The 16,382-nt window shown below is 45.3% G+C and carries 13 protein-coding genes; 9 read left to right on the top strand and 4 right to left on the bottom strand.

Annotated elements, in window-relative coordinates:
* Positions 1–768: a response regulator transcription factor gene (locus tag B0I21_RS15175; RefSeq protein ID WP_133641326.1), complete on the top strand. Its 768-nt coding sequence runs from the start codon at positions 1–3 to the stop codon at positions 766–768.
* A gap of 39 nt (positions 769–807) precedes the next feature.
* Here B0I21_RS15175 and B0I21_RS15170 read toward each other — a convergent pair whose 3' ends face one another.
* Positions 808–1,923, bottom strand: coding sequence for a glycoside hydrolase family 88/105 protein (locus B0I21_RS15170; RefSeq protein WP_243836156.1), 1,116 nt, complete (start codon positions 1,921–1,923; stop codon positions 808–810).
* Positions 1,924–2,153: 230 nt separating this feature from the next.
* On the opposite strand from B0I21_RS15170, the gene B0I21_RS15165 reads away from it, so the two are divergent.
* Positions 2,154–4,076, top strand: coding sequence for an AAA domain-containing protein (locus B0I21_RS15165; RefSeq protein ID WP_133641325.1), 1,923 nt, complete (start codon positions 2,154–2,156; stop codon positions 4,074–4,076).
* Between the two features lie 354 nt (positions 4,077–4,430).
* Positions 4,431–4,709 (top strand): hypothetical protein, encoded by a 279-nt coding sequence (locus B0I21_RS15160; protein WP_133641324.1) that lies wholly within the window; start codon positions 4,431–4,433, stop codon positions 4,707–4,709.
* Positions 4,710–4,930: 221 nt separating this feature from the next.
* On the opposite strand, the gene B0I21_RS15155 is transcribed toward B0I21_RS15160, so the two are convergent.
* On the bottom strand, positions 4,931–5,311 hold the full coding sequence (locus tag B0I21_RS15155) for a response regulator (protein WP_133641323.1): 381 nt from the start codon (positions 5,309–5,311) through the stop codon (positions 4,931–4,933).
* A 392-nt stretch (positions 5,312–5,703) separates the two neighbouring features.
* On the opposite strand from B0I21_RS15155, the gene B0I21_RS15150 reads away from it, so the two are divergent.
* The 5 genes from B0I21_RS15150 to B0I21_RS15130 all read left to right on the top strand — a co-directional run bounded on the left by B0I21_RS15150 (position 5,704) and on the right by B0I21_RS15130 (position 13,771).
* Entirely contained in the window at positions 5,704–6,315 is a 612-nt protein-coding gene (locus tag B0I21_RS15150; protein ID WP_133641322.1) for an RNA polymerase sigma factor, read from the top strand.
* Between the two features lie 42 nt (positions 6,316–6,357).
* Entirely contained in the window at positions 6,358–7,575 is a 1,218-nt protein-coding gene (locus tag B0I21_RS15145; RefSeq protein ID WP_133641321.1) for a FecR family protein, read from the top strand.
* Positions 7,576–7,709: 134 nt separating this feature from the next.
* On the top strand, positions 7,710–11,087 hold the full coding sequence (locus B0I21_RS15140; protein ID WP_133641320.1) for a SusC/RagA family TonB-linked outer membrane protein: 3,378 nt from the start codon (positions 7,710–7,712) through the stop codon (positions 11,085–11,087).
* Positions 11,088–11,093: 6 nt separating this feature from the next.
* Positions 11,094–12,764 (top strand): RagB/SusD family nutrient uptake outer membrane protein, encoded by a 1,671-nt coding sequence (locus B0I21_RS15135; RefSeq protein ID WP_133641319.1) that lies wholly within the window; start codon positions 11,094–11,096, stop codon positions 12,762–12,764.
* A gap of 185 nt (positions 12,765–12,949) precedes the next feature.
* Complete coding sequence (locus B0I21_RS15130) at positions 12,950–13,771, top strand: endonuclease/exonuclease/phosphatase family protein (RefSeq protein ID WP_133641318.1); 822 nt, start codon at positions 12,950–12,952, stop codon at positions 13,769–13,771.
* Between the two features lie 198 nt (positions 13,772–13,969).
* Here B0I21_RS15130 and B0I21_RS15125 read toward each other — a convergent pair whose 3' ends face one another.
* Positions 13,970–14,422, bottom strand: a complete 453-nt coding sequence (locus tag B0I21_RS15125; RefSeq protein ID WP_166637866.1) for a copper resistance protein NlpE — start codon at positions 14,420–14,422, stop codon at positions 13,970–13,972.
* A 507-nt stretch (positions 14,423–14,929) separates the two neighbouring features.
* On the opposite strand from B0I21_RS15125, the gene B0I21_RS15120 reads away from it, so the two are divergent.
* On the top strand, positions 14,930–15,361 hold the full coding sequence (locus tag B0I21_RS15120) for an EamA family transporter (RefSeq protein WP_133641316.1): 432 nt from the start codon (positions 14,930–14,932) through the stop codon (positions 15,359–15,361).
* A 136-nt stretch (positions 15,362–15,497) separates the two neighbouring features.
* On the opposite strand, the gene dapA is transcribed toward B0I21_RS15120, so the two are convergent.
* The gene (gene dapA / locus B0I21_RS15115) at positions 15,498–16,379 is read right to left on the bottom strand and encodes a 4-hydroxy-tetrahydrodipicolinate synthase (RefSeq protein WP_133641315.1); all 882 of its coding nucleotides are present in this window, start codon (positions 16,377–16,379) and stop codon (positions 15,498–15,500) included.
* Positions 16,380–16,382: the final 3 nt, after the last annotated feature.

Genomic DNA, 16,382 nt, shown 5'->3' with positions numbered 1-16,382 from the left:
ATGAGGCACAAAATTCTGATAGTGGATGATAATGAGGAAATTCTAGATTTTCTAGGCTTGGTTCTTGGCGATGGCTATAGTCTTTACACGGCAATTGACGGTGATCATGCGCGCCGTGCACTGGACAGCGAGATTATTGACCTGGTCATATCCGATATTATGATGCCCGGGATAGACGGTTTCGAACTGTGCAAACTGATAAAATCAAATGTAGATTATTGCCATATCCCGGTTGTTTTGTTAACGGCTAAAAACAGTTATGATGCCCATATCGAAGGCCTCGAAGTGGGGGCTGACCTGTATATACAAAAGCCGTTTTCACCGGAACTGCTGCAATTGCAAATCGCAAACCTGTTAGGCAATCGTTTAAAGATAAAAATGCATTTTGCTAGTTCCCCCTTCGAAGATGTACGTGTCATGGCTTATTCCAAGACAGACGAGGCCTTTCTAAAAAAGCTCGACACCTACATTCGTAAGCACCTTGACGATACAGCATTAAATATTGACCAATTGGCAGACCATATGCATATGAGCCGACCGACCTTCTATCGTAAAATTAAATCGATATCCGACCTCACCCCAAAGGAACTGATCGATGTGACCCGCTTGAAAAAGGCGACCAAGCTGATCGCACAAAACGAATTTACCATGTCTGAAATTTCGAAGATAGTGGGCTACAGCAGTCAAAGTTTATTCAATAAAAATTTTCAGCGCTATTTTAATATTTCGCCCCAAGGCTACAGAAACTCGTTGGAAAAGGAATCCTGACCGCACCCGCGTGCTGAGCGCGATCAGGATGAATGAAGTTTACTTTTTTACGTCTTCCAGGAGTGCAACGGTGCACCAAAGATAGGGCGCCTGGCCGTGGTAGTCTCCCACATGTCTTGGCCGATCGTAGTAATATTGCTTGTCATTCTTTTTGTTTGTACCTACACAAACCTCGCGCACGTCACCCTTTTCGTTTATATACGAAACGAGCGCCATCCATGCTTTGCGAGCGGCCGGAGCATATTCGGCGGCGTCTAGCCAGCCATGTTTTACACCAGTGATGAACGCATAGGTAAACATAGCCGAACCAGAAGTCTCGGCCCAGGAATCTGCTTCATCAATCAATTGGTTCCACATACCATCTGCCGTTTGGTATTTCTTCAAACTGCTCATCATCAGTTGGTATCCTTCCAAAATACGCGGTCTGTGCTTATGGTTTTTAGGAAGATAGCGAAGTAGTTCAGTAACTCCGGCGGCCATCCAGCCATTTCCACGGCCCCAGTAGAATGGAACATCCGGCGCATGATAGAACAATCCATTGGGGCGCTGCAATTCGTCGAGGTACAGCACCATCTCAGTGGCCGCACGGTCGAGGTACTTTTGATCCTTGGTGACCTGATAGGCCTGCGTTTGTACGATGGTTATCATATACATATCATCGATCCACAAACGGGTTTGCCAAGAATATCCTTTATCTGCCCATTCCTTTTCTTGAAGCTTTGCGTTGTTGGGCAGCATCCACTGTGTGTCAGCATAGGGCAAGCCTAGTTGGTAGTAGCGCTGTTCTTTTGTCGTTTGAAAAAGCAGGAGCGGTAAACTGCCAAACATGTTTAAGTCCACATGGTTCATGGGTGGGAGCAGGTTTTTCTCCGTTGTGAATAAAGGCTCAAACCTATCTTGAAGAAGTTTTGAAAGCTTCTCATCTTTTGTCAATGCCGCAAATTTGATCGCACCAGCCCAATTGAAGGTTTCAGGATAGCTGATCCACTTGCCGGCATGCAGCATATGTTTTCCTTCCGTAAAGCGGTAGCCCAAACGTTTGCCTACTTGCTCTGGCCTGTAACCGTCAGGAAAATCCGTCAATAGCTTTTTTTGTCCGAGTAGTCCTGTTGAGAACAACGCAGATAGTAGAATTAAAAGAAATTTATACATCATAAGTACATTAAGTTTATACTCAAAGTAAGTAAATACAACGTACTATTCCCTTTCAACCTTTTGTCGATTTGTATCATATTACACAGTTTTATTCTAAAAGTGTTGACACACGCGTTACGTCCATTCGGATTACGAACAAGGCTGAACCAATCTGGCCTAATATTCAATCTTGGCCAAACAAAATCTCGTAAAAATCCGTTAATTTGCGGGTTTACTACTATTGGTTTCGTATGGATGATTATTTTGATGAGCTTGTCGCCTTACTGCGGAAAGAAGAGGATTTCGATAGAAATATGCATGAGACGCTATTGCTTAATCGGTCAGTAAACGATCGGCGTACGCAGGGCGTCACTTGGTTTCCCGTGATGGTGACGGATACCGAAATAGGGCGAGGCGACTATTTAAGCATCACGATCAAAAGGACAAATAGCCTAGGAGAATCGCATCGCTTCCGGTTCGGCATGCCGGTAGCCTTGTTTTCCAATTATGCGCCCAACGAAGATCGGGTAAACGGTACGGTAGCTTATGTGAGTAATGATACGATGCGGATTGCTTTTCGTCTGGACGAGCTGCCAGACTGGAGTAGGCGAGGAAAGCTAGGTGTCGATCTGCTATTCGATGAAAATTCCTACCGCGAGATGCACACCGCACTCCAACAAGCTAATAAGATAAAAGATGATGCGAAGGAGGGCGGCCTTGTGCGTATGCTGACCGGCGAACAGCATCTCGACCCAGGGGCAGTTCCGGGTTTTTACCAGAATGAGGCGCTCAATGCTAGTCAAAATGCCGCGATACAGCAAGTTTTGGCGGGGCATGCACTAACGATTGTCCATGGCCCGCCCGGCACGGGCAAAACGACTACGCTCACCCAAGCTGTAAAAGCCCTACTGTCCAATGGCGTAAAACAAATTTTGTTGGTTGCGCCAAGCAATACCGCCGTTGATGTCTTGACAGAGCGTTTAGATGCGTTAGGCGTTTCGGTGGTGCGTATCGGTAATCCGGTAAGAGTATCTTCCCATCTTCAGGACTTGACATTAGATGCGAAGATCGAAAATCATCGCGCGAACAAGGAATGTAAAACCTTGGAGAAACAGGCACGAGCGTACCTTGATATGGGCCATAAATACAAGCGTAATTTCGGTAAGAATGAACGCGAGCAACGTAAAGCGCTCTTCGCTGAAGCCCATAAAATACGGAAAGAAATAGATAAGGTTCAGGATTTTATCATGGACGATATTCTTGATAATGCCTCGGTGATTACCGCTACGTTAGTCGGTGCAAATCACCACAGTATTCAGGAAAGATGTTATGAGACGGTCATCATCGACGAGGCTGCACAGGCCTTGGAACCTGCATGCTGGATTCCTTTGTTGAAGGCAAAGCGTGTAGTCCTTGCCGGTGATCATTGCCAATTGCCCCCAACAGTGAAATCGTCAAGCCAAGCGTATCAAGGCCTTTACATCACGCTATTTGAAAAATTGGTTGCCCGCTACCCCGCACAAGTATCGTTGCTAAACGTGCAATATCGAATGCATGCAAAAATTATGGCTTACCCATCTTTGCGGTTGTATAACAATCAATTGCAGGCAGCTACCGATGTTGCGGCATGGACGCTTAGAAACGATGATGCGCCGATCCTGTTCATCGACACGGCAGGAGCGGGGTATGAAGAGGCAGAAGAAGACGGTGCTATCTGGAATACCGAAGAGGCCCAGTTTGTGCGATCACACCTTCGGGAAACACTAAAAGCGTGTGCAGATTTATATTCGGGATCAAATATGCCAACCGTTGGCGTCATTACGCCCTACCGCCGGCAAGCACAATGGTTGACAACGCTCGTCGAGCAGGATGATGAACTAAAACCCTTCCAAAGTCTTATTCAAGTGAATACGATTGATGGTTTCCAAGGGCAAGAGAAGGATATTGTCTACATCAGTTTAACACGATCAAACAACGAACAGCGGATTGGCTTTCTTGCCGATGAACGCCGGATGAATGTAGCGATGACACGCGCCAAGAAAAAATTGATTGTGGTGGGCGACAGCGGTACTATTGGCGAACAAGATTTTTACAAAGGTTTTCTGGACTATGTGGAGGTGGCAGGTGCATACCATAGTGTTTGGGAGTGGCCATCGGCGGGCGGTCAGATGTGATTTTCATCTTTCTGAACACAACGATATCAAACACTTTTTACGTGCTCAGGAACTGGCAAATTGGTTTAAGCAAAGCGGGCTGTTTGGTAAAACGAATATGTATGGTCGAGCAACGCTAAACAAACTCGGTAGTAAAACTGTTTTCAGCAAAGCCTAGCCATATTCAGCGATTATGATCCTTATCGCGTTCCAACATCTATACAGATAGGCAAAACCTGTCCTACTAGACAGTGTAATTTCTTTTTAGTCCCATGAATAGATTTATAAGTAATTGCTGGACGATTCCCTGCCCCTTGCGAAATCTGGTATTTTTACGTATATTCAAGTTTCCAAAACCTAGATTGGAAAATGCTTATGAAGAGAACAGATTTAAAAGCAAATGGCGAGGCTTTGCAAACCATGATAAGTTTTGAAGGGGGCAACGTAACCGAATACTATATTGTGCAATGCGATGGCTTTTTAGTTGGCGTGGGCATTTTTCACAATCATAATGAGGTTTGTACCTTTGCGCTTGTTAAGGATGAAGCTGGCGAGAAGCATATGTTGGGTCGGCTATCCGATGAATTCCCTTGGGAAGTTAATGAGCTGCATCAGCTGGAAGAATATTACCATGAGATATTTCCCGATAACTAATAAAAGTCTTTCGAACAAACCCCTTGAGCACATCTTAAGTTAAAAACATACGCTACGCACCTGACAAATAATGTTCCGTAAGCTATCTTCATAAAGCTAGCTATTGAAGACGTTCAGGATATAAGAACAACAATAACAATTCTTCCGGCTAGGCACTATAAGCTGTTACGATCGCATCCTATCCGAAGTAGCGTTTAAGATTTCAGTCCGCAATGTTTAGACTAAGCGCTAGCTCGGTTGCCGGAACAGTTCCGTTCAATAATTTGAAGGATATCCGTCATATCAAATGGTTTTGGTAAGAATTGATTAGCGCCAGCGCGCATAGCTACTTCCTCGCCATCATCACTAGCCGATAGGCATAAAATGTACATATCTCTCATCGAATCATCGCGTCTAATCCTACTAATGACTTCTTGCCCAGAAAGATTTGGCATCCAAAGGTCGATGATTAACAAATCTGGGACGTCTTGGTGCAGCCGCCCATACAGCTTTGCACTATCGTCTTCGACCAATACCTCGGCTCCAGAAAATTCGACAATAAGTTTCAATACTTCTAAAATATGTCGGTCGTCATCACAGACTACAACTTTTTTTACATCCATAACCCCTCACTTGTGTATATCTTTTTCATTGCAAATATTCCTATCCTGTGTTTAGGAACTTTCATTTTTACTAGAACCTATTAGCAAATTAAGAACCAAGAAGTTGTAATTTTCATCCCAATACTATTTCGCGTATTAATTTGCTGATCACAGGGTATAAATAATTCATAAAACTGGAATAAATATCTTTTTTTCATCCAGAGGGCGTATTTGTCTTCGGCAGCTTGGTAGAGCTGGCGCTATCTTTTCCTGATCGGGTTTCGCAAAAGCGATGCTTGTTGGAAACAGCTTCATCGCAGGCGCTGCTGGAGGTAATTGTTAATATAAAATTAATAATGTAAACAGGGGAATTGAAAAACTCTTATATTAGCTTTGCACGGAGTCAATAGTGTATGCAAAACCTAAGCAACGATACAAGTACAATCGAGTTATATGAGTCTATTCGTCAGGGCGATGAGCAGGCTTTTCAGGCGTTGTATAGCCTATACGTCAATCGGGTGGCGCACGAGGTAGGCCGAACCATCGCTATGAAAGAGCAAACGATGGAAGTCGTTCATGATACCTTCTTGACGCTTTGGCATAGCCGAGCTACTATCTGTAGCATTCTCAATATGGAAGCCTACTTGGTAACCATAGCAAGGCGTCTATCTCTAAACGCGCTGAAGCAAACCGTTCGGCGCACGGCCATCGAGCGGAAATTCGCCTTAGACCATGAATCGGAATTGCAACAGCTACCGGCAGAGCACGACGAAGAATTGCATTACAACTGGTTGAATAAAGCCATTGATAGATTGCCTCCGCAGCAGAAGCGCGTATATCAGCTCAGTCGACACGATCGAAAAAAATATGTGGAGATTGCAGAAGAAATGCAAATCTCTCGTGAGTCGGTCAAGAAATACTTACAAATTGCGTCTGATTCCATCCAAAAATATCTGATTAACAACCGCGATTCCATCGTTTCTATTTTTTTTATTTTTTTACCCTTACAATACCCCCTTTTTTAATCGGGTGTTGTCTTGTATAAAAGCGCATGCTTTATACGACGAATGCAAGACGAAACCAGCACATTTATCCACTTACTGAAAAAACAGATCGATGGCAGCATAAGCGACGACGAGTTGCTGTTGTTAAACACGCTATTGGCCGTAATTCCCGAATCCGAACAGCACATACTTTTTAATCGATTGCTTGATGAGCATATGGACGAAATAGCATCAACAGATCGATATTTCAGTCGCGCAGAAGAAGATGAGATTTTCCAACGAATTGTAGAAAGGGAGGTTGCTGATCCGGAGACACAGAGTTTATGGCAGCGTTGGCGGCCTTACCGGTGGTTGGCCGCGGCAGCCTGTCTGCTGTTGCTAAGCTACGCAACAATAACGTTGTGGGATCGGGGAGCGGGGGATGCCGAAAAGCCAGTATTGGCGAATTCGCGCGGTATACGTGCAGATGTGAAACCGGCCGCTGAGCGTGCTATACTCACAACCGAAGATGGCCGTTCGATTGCTTTGGATTCGATCAAAGCCGGACAAGATGTGTTGGGAAGCAATTTTAAACTTGTACGCCTGTCCTCGGGAGAATTGCAATACCAAAGCCTGTCTCAGGTTGGCACGGATGCTACGCACGTGATCAATACACCTAAAGGCGGCATCGTGCATTTTGTTTTGCCAGACGGGAGTAGAGTTTGGTTAAATGCAGCATCTTCCCTGACCTTTAATTTGGGAATGGAAAAAGCGGATCGTATGGTGACGGTAAGTGGGGAAGCATATTTCGAAGTCGCCAAACGAAAAACGCAGAAATTTATCGTTAAAAGTACGTTTGGCGAGATTGAGGTATTGGGCACTAAGTTTAACGTCAATACCTACGTTAGGCGGGAAAGTAAGATCGCGTTATTGGAGGGCAGCATCCGTTTAAAAACGTCCAAAACGGCTGTGCGTATGAAACCATCACAATTAGCGGCCGTGCGGGCAAACGGGACAACCGAAATGGTACTGCGGAAAGATATTGAGGATGTGTTGCTTTGGAAAAATGGATTGTTCCACTTTCAGAACGCGGATGCCTATCAAGTTGCCGAAGAACTTTCGCGTTGGTATAACGTGGATGTCGCCGTGAGCGGAATGCACTCACATCACCAAATCAATGGTAAAATTTCCCGGGATCTGGAACTATCTAAGATGTTGGACATGCTAAAATACCTCGGTTTGGAAGGGAAATACAAAGACAATAAACTGATTATCCATGTTAAAATGAAACCACCTATGTAGACAGAAAAGCGCAAAAGTAGGGCGATTAAAAAGATCAGGAAGTGCGGGAACACTCCCTGAAGGCGATTCTCGTCCTGCGTAAACAGACTCTTGACATCATCATTATTATTACAGAACTAAAATCGAACTAAAGTATGCATTTTGATTTAAAAGTTTATGGCGTTAACCGAAATAAACTTTATCGACTTCTAGGAATTATGAAATTTGCTGTAGCAATTCTCCTCCTTTCACTGACCTCAGTGAGCGCATCAACCTTCGGCCAGCGCATCTCGCTGCGCGAAGGACGAGCCAGCTTAACCACCTTACTTGCTAAAATCGAAAGACAGATCCCCTATAGATTTGTGTATGATAATGCGGAGATTGGTGAAATCCACATTGAAAATGCCTATTTGGATGCCGTAGACCTGCATACCGGATTGGATATGGTCTTACGCAAAAGGGGCTTGGACTATAAAATTGTGGACGATTATATCCTTGTAAAAAAAATGGATAGGCCAAATATTCCTATTTTGAAACCGTTGCAAACCATGCTCCGCGGAACGGTTCGTGACGAAGCGGGTAAGCCTATCGAGGGGGTCACAATTTCTATTAAGGGGCAGGCCGCTAAAAGAAGTAATACCGACGAAAACGGTACGTTTACCATGGCGTTGGATCCAGGCAATACGACCCTTATTCTGGAACATATCGCCTACGCAACAAAGGAGGTAGAAACGCAAGGGCAACCAACGCTGGTGATCACGTTACAACCACAGATGGGTGATATCGAAGAGGTGGTCGTCGTTGGATATGGCACACAAAAGAAAGCCAACCTAACAGGCGCTGTTAGCGCCATTTCGGGTGAAGAGTTGGAAAACAGACCCATTGCCAATGTTGGGCAAGGATTACAAGGACAGTTGCCGGGACTTACCGTACGCAGCACCGGCAATACGGCGCCTGGCAATCGCGCGCCACAGTTCCGCATTCGCGGTGTAGGAACCTGGGGTGATGCTAATCCCCTTATCGTCATTGATGGAATACCGGGCGGTAATCTAAATATCCTCAATCCAGATGATATTGAAAGTGTTTCGGTGTTGAAGGATGCCGCATCGTCTTCGATATATGGTGTGCGGGGCGCGAACGGCGTGATCATGGTGACGACAAAAAAAGGTACATCTGGCACGCCAAATATTAGCCTAAGCAGCTATATGGGCTGGCAAACACCAACCGCGCTTCCCAAATTTCTTGGATCTGCAGACTATATGACCTTGCAAAATGAGGCCAATGTCAATGCCGGACAGAACCCGACCTACACGCCCGAGCAAATTGAGATCGCGAGGAATGGATCTGATCCCAATTATTTTGCCAATACCGATTGGATTTCCGAAGTGTATCGGTCCAGTGCGCCACAACAAAATCATAACCTCAGTATGAATGGTGGAGCAGACAAAACGCAGTATTACGCATCTTATGGCTACTTGAATGAAGGTGGCTTGGTGGTGGGTGATAACTTTAAAGCGCACCGACACAACGCGCGTCTTCGGGTAAATACACAACTGCTGGATCGATTAAATGTAGACGGAAATTTAGGCTATGTGGATCGCTCGTATGATGGCAGTGCCAACGGATTAAGCGCCCTTTCAGCGGCAACCAGTATTCGCCCATTAGTGCCCGTACGATTCACAAACGGAAGTTGGGGCTATCACGGTGGCCAGTCCAATCCAGCGGCCATTGCCACGGACGGCGGGACAAACAGCTTTACCTCGCAAGAGATTACAGCCAACATCAGTGCCACGCTGAACCTCTTTAAAGGATTGGATTTGAAGGGTCAATATGGATTGGTGAAATACAACTCGAAAAGGACCACCTTGCTTAAGACCATTAACTATTACAGCCCCGATGACAACGCCTTGATCTATCAAACAAATTTCCCAAACAGGGTGAATATGGATCATTATTCCGGTACCTATCAGACTTTTATAGGAACAGCTACGTATATCAAATCGATCAAAGAAAAACATAATATTAAAGGATTGTTGGGCTATTCGTTGGAAGAAAACGTAGGGAATGATTTCGGTGCGTCGCGGACACATCTTCCGGTTGATTTGCCTTCCCTGGCAATTGGTACGGAAAACCAGCTGAATAGCAGTGGGAGCGGGCAGAATGCGTTGATGTCATTTTTCGGGCGGGTAAATTACGACTTTGATAATAAATATCTCCTCGAAGGAAACTTTCGCCGTGATGGATCCTCGCGTTTTCACCCGGATGTTCGCTGGAACTGGTTTGGCTCTTTTTCTGCAGGATGGGTATTTACAGAGGAGCGCTTTTTTGAGCCGCTGAAAAGCTTCTGGAACTTTGGTAAGCTACGGTTTTCCTACGGAACACAAGGTAATGATAAGGTAGGTCGTGACCATCCATTTATGGCTATCCTTGCTTCTGCGCAAATCACGTCTAATAATCCCATTGGAAATGTTGGGCGGGTAGGCTTTCGCCAGAATTTTATCCCCAATGAACTGGTGTCTTGGGAGTCTTCTGAAAAATTAAATGCAGGTTTGGATCTTGCATTTCTATCGCGTCGATTAAATGTTACCGCTGAGTATTTCGTCAATAAGACGAATGCGCTCCTGTTGAATACACCATTGCCTGATGTCATTGGCGTAGGGGGGAATTATCCTGCGCAAAATGCTGGCGCGATGGAAAATCGTGGTTGGGAACTGGCCCTAAGCTGGCAGGATAAAATTGGCGATTTTGGGTATCGCGCAAACGTTAACCTTTCGGATGTACGCAACAAAGTCACCCGTCTGGACGACTATGCAGTGAGCTTAGGAGACAAGGTGCGTATTGTAGGGGCTCCTTTTGATGCGCTATACGGCTTTAGAGCCGACAGGATTGCGCAAGTGAGTGATTTTGATGTAGTCAATGGAGAATACGTTCCTAAATTTCCATTTCAACGCGGCGATCTAGTGGGGCCTGGTGACTTAATTTATATTCCTACCGATCCGAATGCAACGGAGATTACCGTGGGTGCTGATAGGCATGTATTAGGAAGCGAAATACCGCGCTATACGTATGGCTTCCGCGGTGATTTATCTTACAAGAACGTTGATTTCAGCTTCTTTTTGCAGGGTGTGGGCAAGGCGGATGGCTATTTGACAGGAAACGCACGCCATCCCTTCATCAATAACAGCGCAATGCCACAGGACGTCCATCTTGATCGTTGGACTCCTGAAAATACCGACGCAAGCTACCCCCGCTTTGTCTATATGCGCACGCACAACACGCGCCTGTCTTCCAAATGGGTAGAAGATGCTTCTTATCTGCGATTGAAAAATGTGCAGGTAGGTTATACCTTCTCTCCGGATTGGACAGAAAAAATTCGTATCAGTAAATTCCGCATTTACGCTTCCGCCGATAATTTGCTTACCAAAACGGACTTCTTTTACGGCTATGATCCTGAGGTGCCGACAGGAAACTCTGGAGACTATTATCCGCAGGTAAAGACCTTTATTATCGGACTGAACTTAAATTTAAAATAGCTAACGATGAAATTTCACTATAAAAAATATACGAAGCTTGCCATCTTTTTAGGAGGAGTTAGCTTTTTCGCATCATGCAGCGATTTTCTGGATAGGGTGCCGCAGGATGAAATTGTCAATGAGACCTATTGGAAGACCCAAGAACATTTAGAAATGGCTGCTACGGGAATTTACTCCCGTGTAAAAGCCAAAAACTTTGTTGATATGGAAAATCTTGCGGAAAACACGATGTGGCCTACAACGAACCAATATAAGGATATAGGATCGGGGGTATTCCCCGTTACGCAGCCGACGGTGAATAGCGAGTGGGCCAATATGTACCGCGATGTTCGGGAGTGCAACGCCTTTCTGGAAAACTATCAAGGCGCAACTGAGAGTGAGCCCGGAGCTAAAGAGCGCTTGGCAGGAGAGGTGCGTGTGATTCGCGCATTAGCCTACAGTTTCCTGACCTCGTTTTACGGCGACATTCCACTCATTACTAAAACATTGAATCCTGATGATCCGGAGCTTTTCGGCGAGCGCACCGCGCAAAGCGTCGTCGTCGATTTCCTCTTGAAGGAACTGGATGAGGCAGCGGCAGTCCTTCCTCAAGCCATACCATCGGGCGAAAACCTAGGTCGCGTGAGCCGTGGTACAGCTTTGGCGCTGAAATCAAGAATAGCTCTTACCTATGGGCGTTTTGAACTGGCCGAGCAAGCGGCCAAGGCGGTAATGGACATGGGCGTTTATCAGCTTTATACCAGTGGCAATCCAGCCACGGCATATGGCGAACTTTTCACACGAGCCGGTAAGCTTGCGGGTGGGAGAAACAAAGAGACAATCTTTGCACGCCTGCATTTAACAGATGTGATCATGCACAACTTAAGTCGCGAGATTCAGGTGCCCGACCAATTTGCACGTTTCGTGCCGACCCGCTCATTGGTGGAATCTTATCTGTGCGCAGACGGCTTGCCCATTGATAAGTCGCCGCTTTACAACGATGCGTCTTATGCAGACGTATTTAAAAACAGGGATCCACGCATGACACAGACTATCTTAGTTCCTGGTGATAAATGGGGTGGGCGCTACGATGGACGTCCGGTGGCACAAAACCCAGATCCTTCCATTTTCCAAGTGCCCAAGTTTAGCCAAGATGGACGCGGTTCCGTAACCACAACAGGCTACTATTTTAAGAAATATGTAGAACCTACCGCCGTTCCCAACTACAACCGGGATGATAACGATATTCATCATATTCGCTATGCCGAGGTATTGCTAAATTATGCCGAAGCACGACTTGAGCAAAATAATCTGACCCAGGCAGATTTGGATATGTCAGTCAACCTATTGCGTGATCGTGTAGGTATGACCCGTATGGATCTAGCTTTCTTGGCGCAGCACAACATGGATGTGCGCGAGGAGATCCGTCGTGAGCGTAGGGTCGAACTGGCGCTTGAAGGACACCGCTATTTCGATGTGCGGCGCTGGAAACAGGGTGAGCTACTCGGTAATGATATAGAAGGCGTTAAAGCCTCTTGGTTTCCGCAACTCAGTTCATCGACGTACCGTAAGAGTGAAGATGGCTACCTATCCGTGCAATGGAACCGGGCGTTTGAAACGCCTAAAAATTATTTGTGGCCCGTGCCGCAAACGCAGTATGATCGAAACAACAACCTCGGACAAAATCCAGGTTGGTAAACGATTTGCTACATAGGTAGATGAATCTGCAATGGGCGATGGAGCGATGGTTTCGTCGCCTATTGGCATAGAGGCCCTGCTTAGCGATCAACGATTAGTCAGCACAAGATTACATGCCTGCCGCCAGCTAGCGGTAAGGATAAATAAAAACTGGAGCATAGCAAGCTCATAAATAACTATCCACCATGAATTTCATGCTATTGCGTTATCTGCTCATATGCAGTTTATCCGTATGCTATACCGTAAGCAGCGGTCAAAGCTCAAAAAAATTGACCGAAGGTTTGCCGCTTAAAGTGATGAGTTACAATATCCATCATGCTAATCCACCATCCAAAGATTCGCTGATTGATATCGATGCTATTGTAAAGGTGATTCGGGCTGCCGATGCTGATCTTGTGGCTTTGCAGGAGGTCGATCAGTTGACGAAGCGCAGCGGAAAGATGGATCAACCAAAGCTTATTGCCGAAAAGTTGGGCATGCATTATTATTTTGCCAAAGCTATGGACTATGATGATGGGGGGTATGGGCAGGTGCTATTATCCAAGTATCCCATCCGTTCGACAAGGATACACAGGTTGCCTGCCGTTTCTGGTTTCAAGGGCGAGCCTCGCATCATGGCTGAGATTTATGTCCAGCTGGATCAACACACTGAAATACGCTTTGCAACGGTGCATCTGGATGCGCAAAAAGACGAACAAAATCGTGTTTTGCAAGCGCAGTACATTGTTGATAATTTGAAGAAAAAAGCGATGCCCAGCATCGTAGCCGGAGATTTCAACGCAACGGAGGATAGTGCACCGCTTACTACGTTGAAGGAAAGCTTAAGCCCAACCTGCGCAAATTGTCCATTCACCATTCCCGTGGTAAACCCTAAAAAGGCTATTGACTTCATTATGCTCGATAAGGCCTCGAATTGGAAAGTCGTATCGCACCAGGTGATCAGTGAGAAATACGCGTCTGATCATCTCCCCATATTGTCTACGCTCACATTGAACCGGGAGAGATAGTGCGCTTAACGTAAGATGCCCTTAAAGCGTTCAAAAGCTTTAAGGGCATCTTACTTACTTTGTTTGCTACCTATCATACCATAATACACGTATTCAAATCAGTCATAGGCATTCTCGCAATCCGCCAATTCCACCCAAGGCACAAGCTCAACCTGTGCACCCGAATATCGCTGCAATACGATAGAAAAAAGTTCTATATTAAACTTTATTGTATACAAACTTGTTTGCTGCTTCACCCTCGATAACCTCGCCTTTATTATCCAAATGCAGCAACTTATCTTTCGCAATTTTCAACTTCAGGTCGGTATCCTTACCTCGAAGATGTAAAATGGAGCCATTCTCCAACACTTTAAATCGACCATTATCGTTCAGCTTTTTATCTGTACCTAAATGTTCACTGCTGATTTGAAATGTCTCATTATTGTTAATGACGATCTTGGTACGAATGCCTTGACAATCTTCGCATGGAATAGTTCCTTCGTAGCTTCCTTCAAAATCCGTCGGGTTAACTGCGACGTCCGTGGTCGACTCGTTGTCGCCGGCTGCTGTCGTTCCTTCCTGGCCGGTTTGCGCGTTGGATGACGCCGAGCCTGTTTCACTGGCTGTACCTGTAGCAGCTTGATCATCATCCTGCGGTTTAGATAAGTCCACGCAGGCGACGGTAAATAAGCATAGCAAACACATCGTAGGGAGCCATCCGTATTTTTTTAGTCGATCGTTCTTAAAAAAGTTGGTATTCATCATTTATATATAAATTAAAAAGTAAAAAGTAACAAGTAAAAAGTAAAAAGTAAAAATTCAAAAGTATACGGGATATTTAAAAGAAGTACTAGAGGCAGGAGATGGACATTTAACGTCCATTGCTCATCTCATATTACTTTGAAGCTAATCCGTATTGCTTTGAATATGCATTAAACTCAGTAATGAAACGCAGTTCATGCTCCGCTCGTTTTTTCAATCTATATATTGGGTATTTATAGCGTACCAAATGGGGACTTATTACCGAAGAACAGCTTTTTAACAATGGCTGTCACGCCTTTGAATGAGGCAGGGTGGTTGCGCAACCAGTCGTTAACATCTACTGACGACTGTGCTGTATTTAGTTAAATACGTGGTAAGCCAACCGTTTTAACAATTGTGCGTTACTAACATAAAATCATGTGGATTATATACGCTTTATTGGCTGCGGTATCGGCAGCACTGGTCATCGTTTTAACAAAGGCTGGGTTGAAAAACGTAGACTCTAGCTTAGCCTTTGCTATTCAGGCCCTATTTATCGTCTGTATAACTTGGGCAGTAGTCGTTTATCAAGGTAATTTTTCGGATTACATGAAAATCGAAGCACGGACCTGGATTTATCTGATCTGTGCTGGAATCTGCACGACACTGTCAACATTGCTCTCGTATAAAGCCCTGTCTTTGGGACCAGCATCATACGTAGTTACTATCGAACGAACATCGCTTGTTATTGCCATTGTCTTGGCCGTAATTTTTCTGAAAGAGAAGATAACCTGGCAAATCGTGGTAGGAAGTTTAGCGATTATCGCTGGGGCGGTACTCATTGCAATCTCTGGTAATTCGGATTCTTAGTGCCGCTCTCTTACTGGCTTAACCCATGTTAACGGAGAAATGAATCACTCGTGCTGTTAAAAATACAAAATGAGCCATTCCTATAGCTCATTTTGTATATATGCCGAAAATTGTATACTTGCCAAAAACCGAAGACCTAGGTAAGACCCGCGATTTCTTTGTCAATCGTTTCTTGTAACGCACTACTTATGGGCACCAGCGGTAGGCGTACTGTGTCGGATGTGATGATACCTAATTTTTTCAGGATGTATTTGACGCCACAGGGGTTGCTTTCTGCAAAACAGTGGTCCGTAATGCTAAGTAGTTCTTCGTGCAGGCCGCGAGCAGCGATATAATCGCCAGCGGTACACAGCGCCGTAAGTTTACTTACTTTCGCAGGGTAGGCATTGCCAACTACAGAAATTATTCCGACAGCGCCAAGTGCCATCATGGGCAATGTAACCGGGTCGTCTCCGGAAATTAAAAGAAAATTCGCAGGTTTATCACGTAGTATTTGGCTAAACTGTGCAAAATTTCCCGATGCTTCCTTTGTTGCCACGATGTTATTAAAATCGTTTGCCAAGCGTACGGTTGTTGCGGGCGACATGTTGCTTCCCGTGCGTCCAGGAACATTGTACAATATGACGGGAAGCTTCGCAGCGGCTGCAACAGCCTTATAATGTTGGTAGATTCCTTCTTGTGTAGGCTTATTATAATAGGGCGATACAGAAAGCAAAGCACAGTACGCACTGTGGTTGAAATCGGCTACCTGCTTGACAGTTTCTGCGGTGTTATTACCTCCGATACCGGCGACAAGCGGCACTCTTCCATTGACGTGCTTCGCCGTGTATGCCCAGACTTCTTCTCTCTCCTTTGCAGTTAACGTAGCTGTTTCACCCGTTGTCCCCAATGACACCAAGTAATTCATCCCTTCATCGATTTGAAAGTCTATCAGTTTCCCTAGCGACTCAAAATCGATCGATCCATCTGCATTAAAAGGGGTAACCAATGCTACACCTGCTCCTTGAAGCTCATTCATTGT

Source organism: Sphingobacterium paludis (assembly GCF_004364125.1).
Lineage (GTDB): Bacteria > Bacteroidota > Bacteroidia > Sphingobacteriales > Sphingobacteriaceae > Sphingobacterium > Sphingobacterium paludis.
Note: the sequence above shows the minus strand (reverse complement) of the source record. Positions and strands in the feature narration are given on the sequence as shown.

What these genes read in the sequence shown, in the direction of transcription:
- B0I21_RS15175 (WP_133641326.1), top strand. Translation starts at nt 1, where the DNA reads ATGAGGCACAAAATTCTGATAGTGGATGATAATGAGGAAATTCTAGAT.
- B0I21_RS15170 (WP_243836156.1), bottom strand. Translation starts at nt 1,923, where the DNA reads ATGATGTATAAATTTCTTTTAATTCTACTATCTGCGTTGTTCTCAACA.
- B0I21_RS15165 (WP_133641325.1), top strand. Translation starts at nt 2,154, where the DNA reads ATGGATGATTATTTTGATGAGCTTGTCGCCTTACTGCGGAAAGAAGAG.
- B0I21_RS15160 (WP_133641324.1), top strand. Translation starts at nt 4,431, where the DNA reads ATGAAGAGAACAGATTTAAAAGCAAATGGCGAGGCTTTGCAAACCATG.
- B0I21_RS15155 (WP_133641323.1), bottom strand. Translation starts at nt 5,311, where the DNA reads ATGGATGTAAAAAAAGTTGTAGTCTGTGATGACGACCGACATATTTTA.
- B0I21_RS15150 (WP_133641322.1), top strand. Translation starts at nt 5,704, where the DNA reads ATGCAAAACCTAAGCAACGATACAAGTACAATCGAGTTATATGAGTCT.
- B0I21_RS15145 (WP_133641321.1), top strand. Translation starts at nt 6,358, where the DNA reads ATGCAAGACGAAACCAGCACATTTATCCACTTACTGAAAAAACAGATC.
- B0I21_RS15140 (WP_133641320.1), top strand. Translation starts at nt 7,710, where the DNA reads ATGCATTTTGATTTAAAAGTTTATGGCGTTAACCGAAATAAACTTTAT.
- B0I21_RS15135 (WP_133641319.1), top strand. Translation starts at nt 11,094, where the DNA reads ATGAAATTTCACTATAAAAAATATACGAAGCTTGCCATCTTTTTAGGA.
- B0I21_RS15130 (WP_133641318.1), top strand. Translation starts at nt 12,950, where the DNA reads ATGAATTTCATGCTATTGCGTTATCTGCTCATATGCAGTTTATCCGTA.
- B0I21_RS15120 (WP_133641316.1), top strand. Translation starts at nt 14,930, where the DNA reads ATGTGGATTATATACGCTTTATTGGCTGCGGTATCGGCAGCACTGGTC.
- dapA (WP_133641315.1), bottom strand. Translation starts at nt 16,379, where the DNA reads ATGAATGAGCTTCAAGGAGCAGGTGTAGCATTGGTTACCCCTTTTAAT.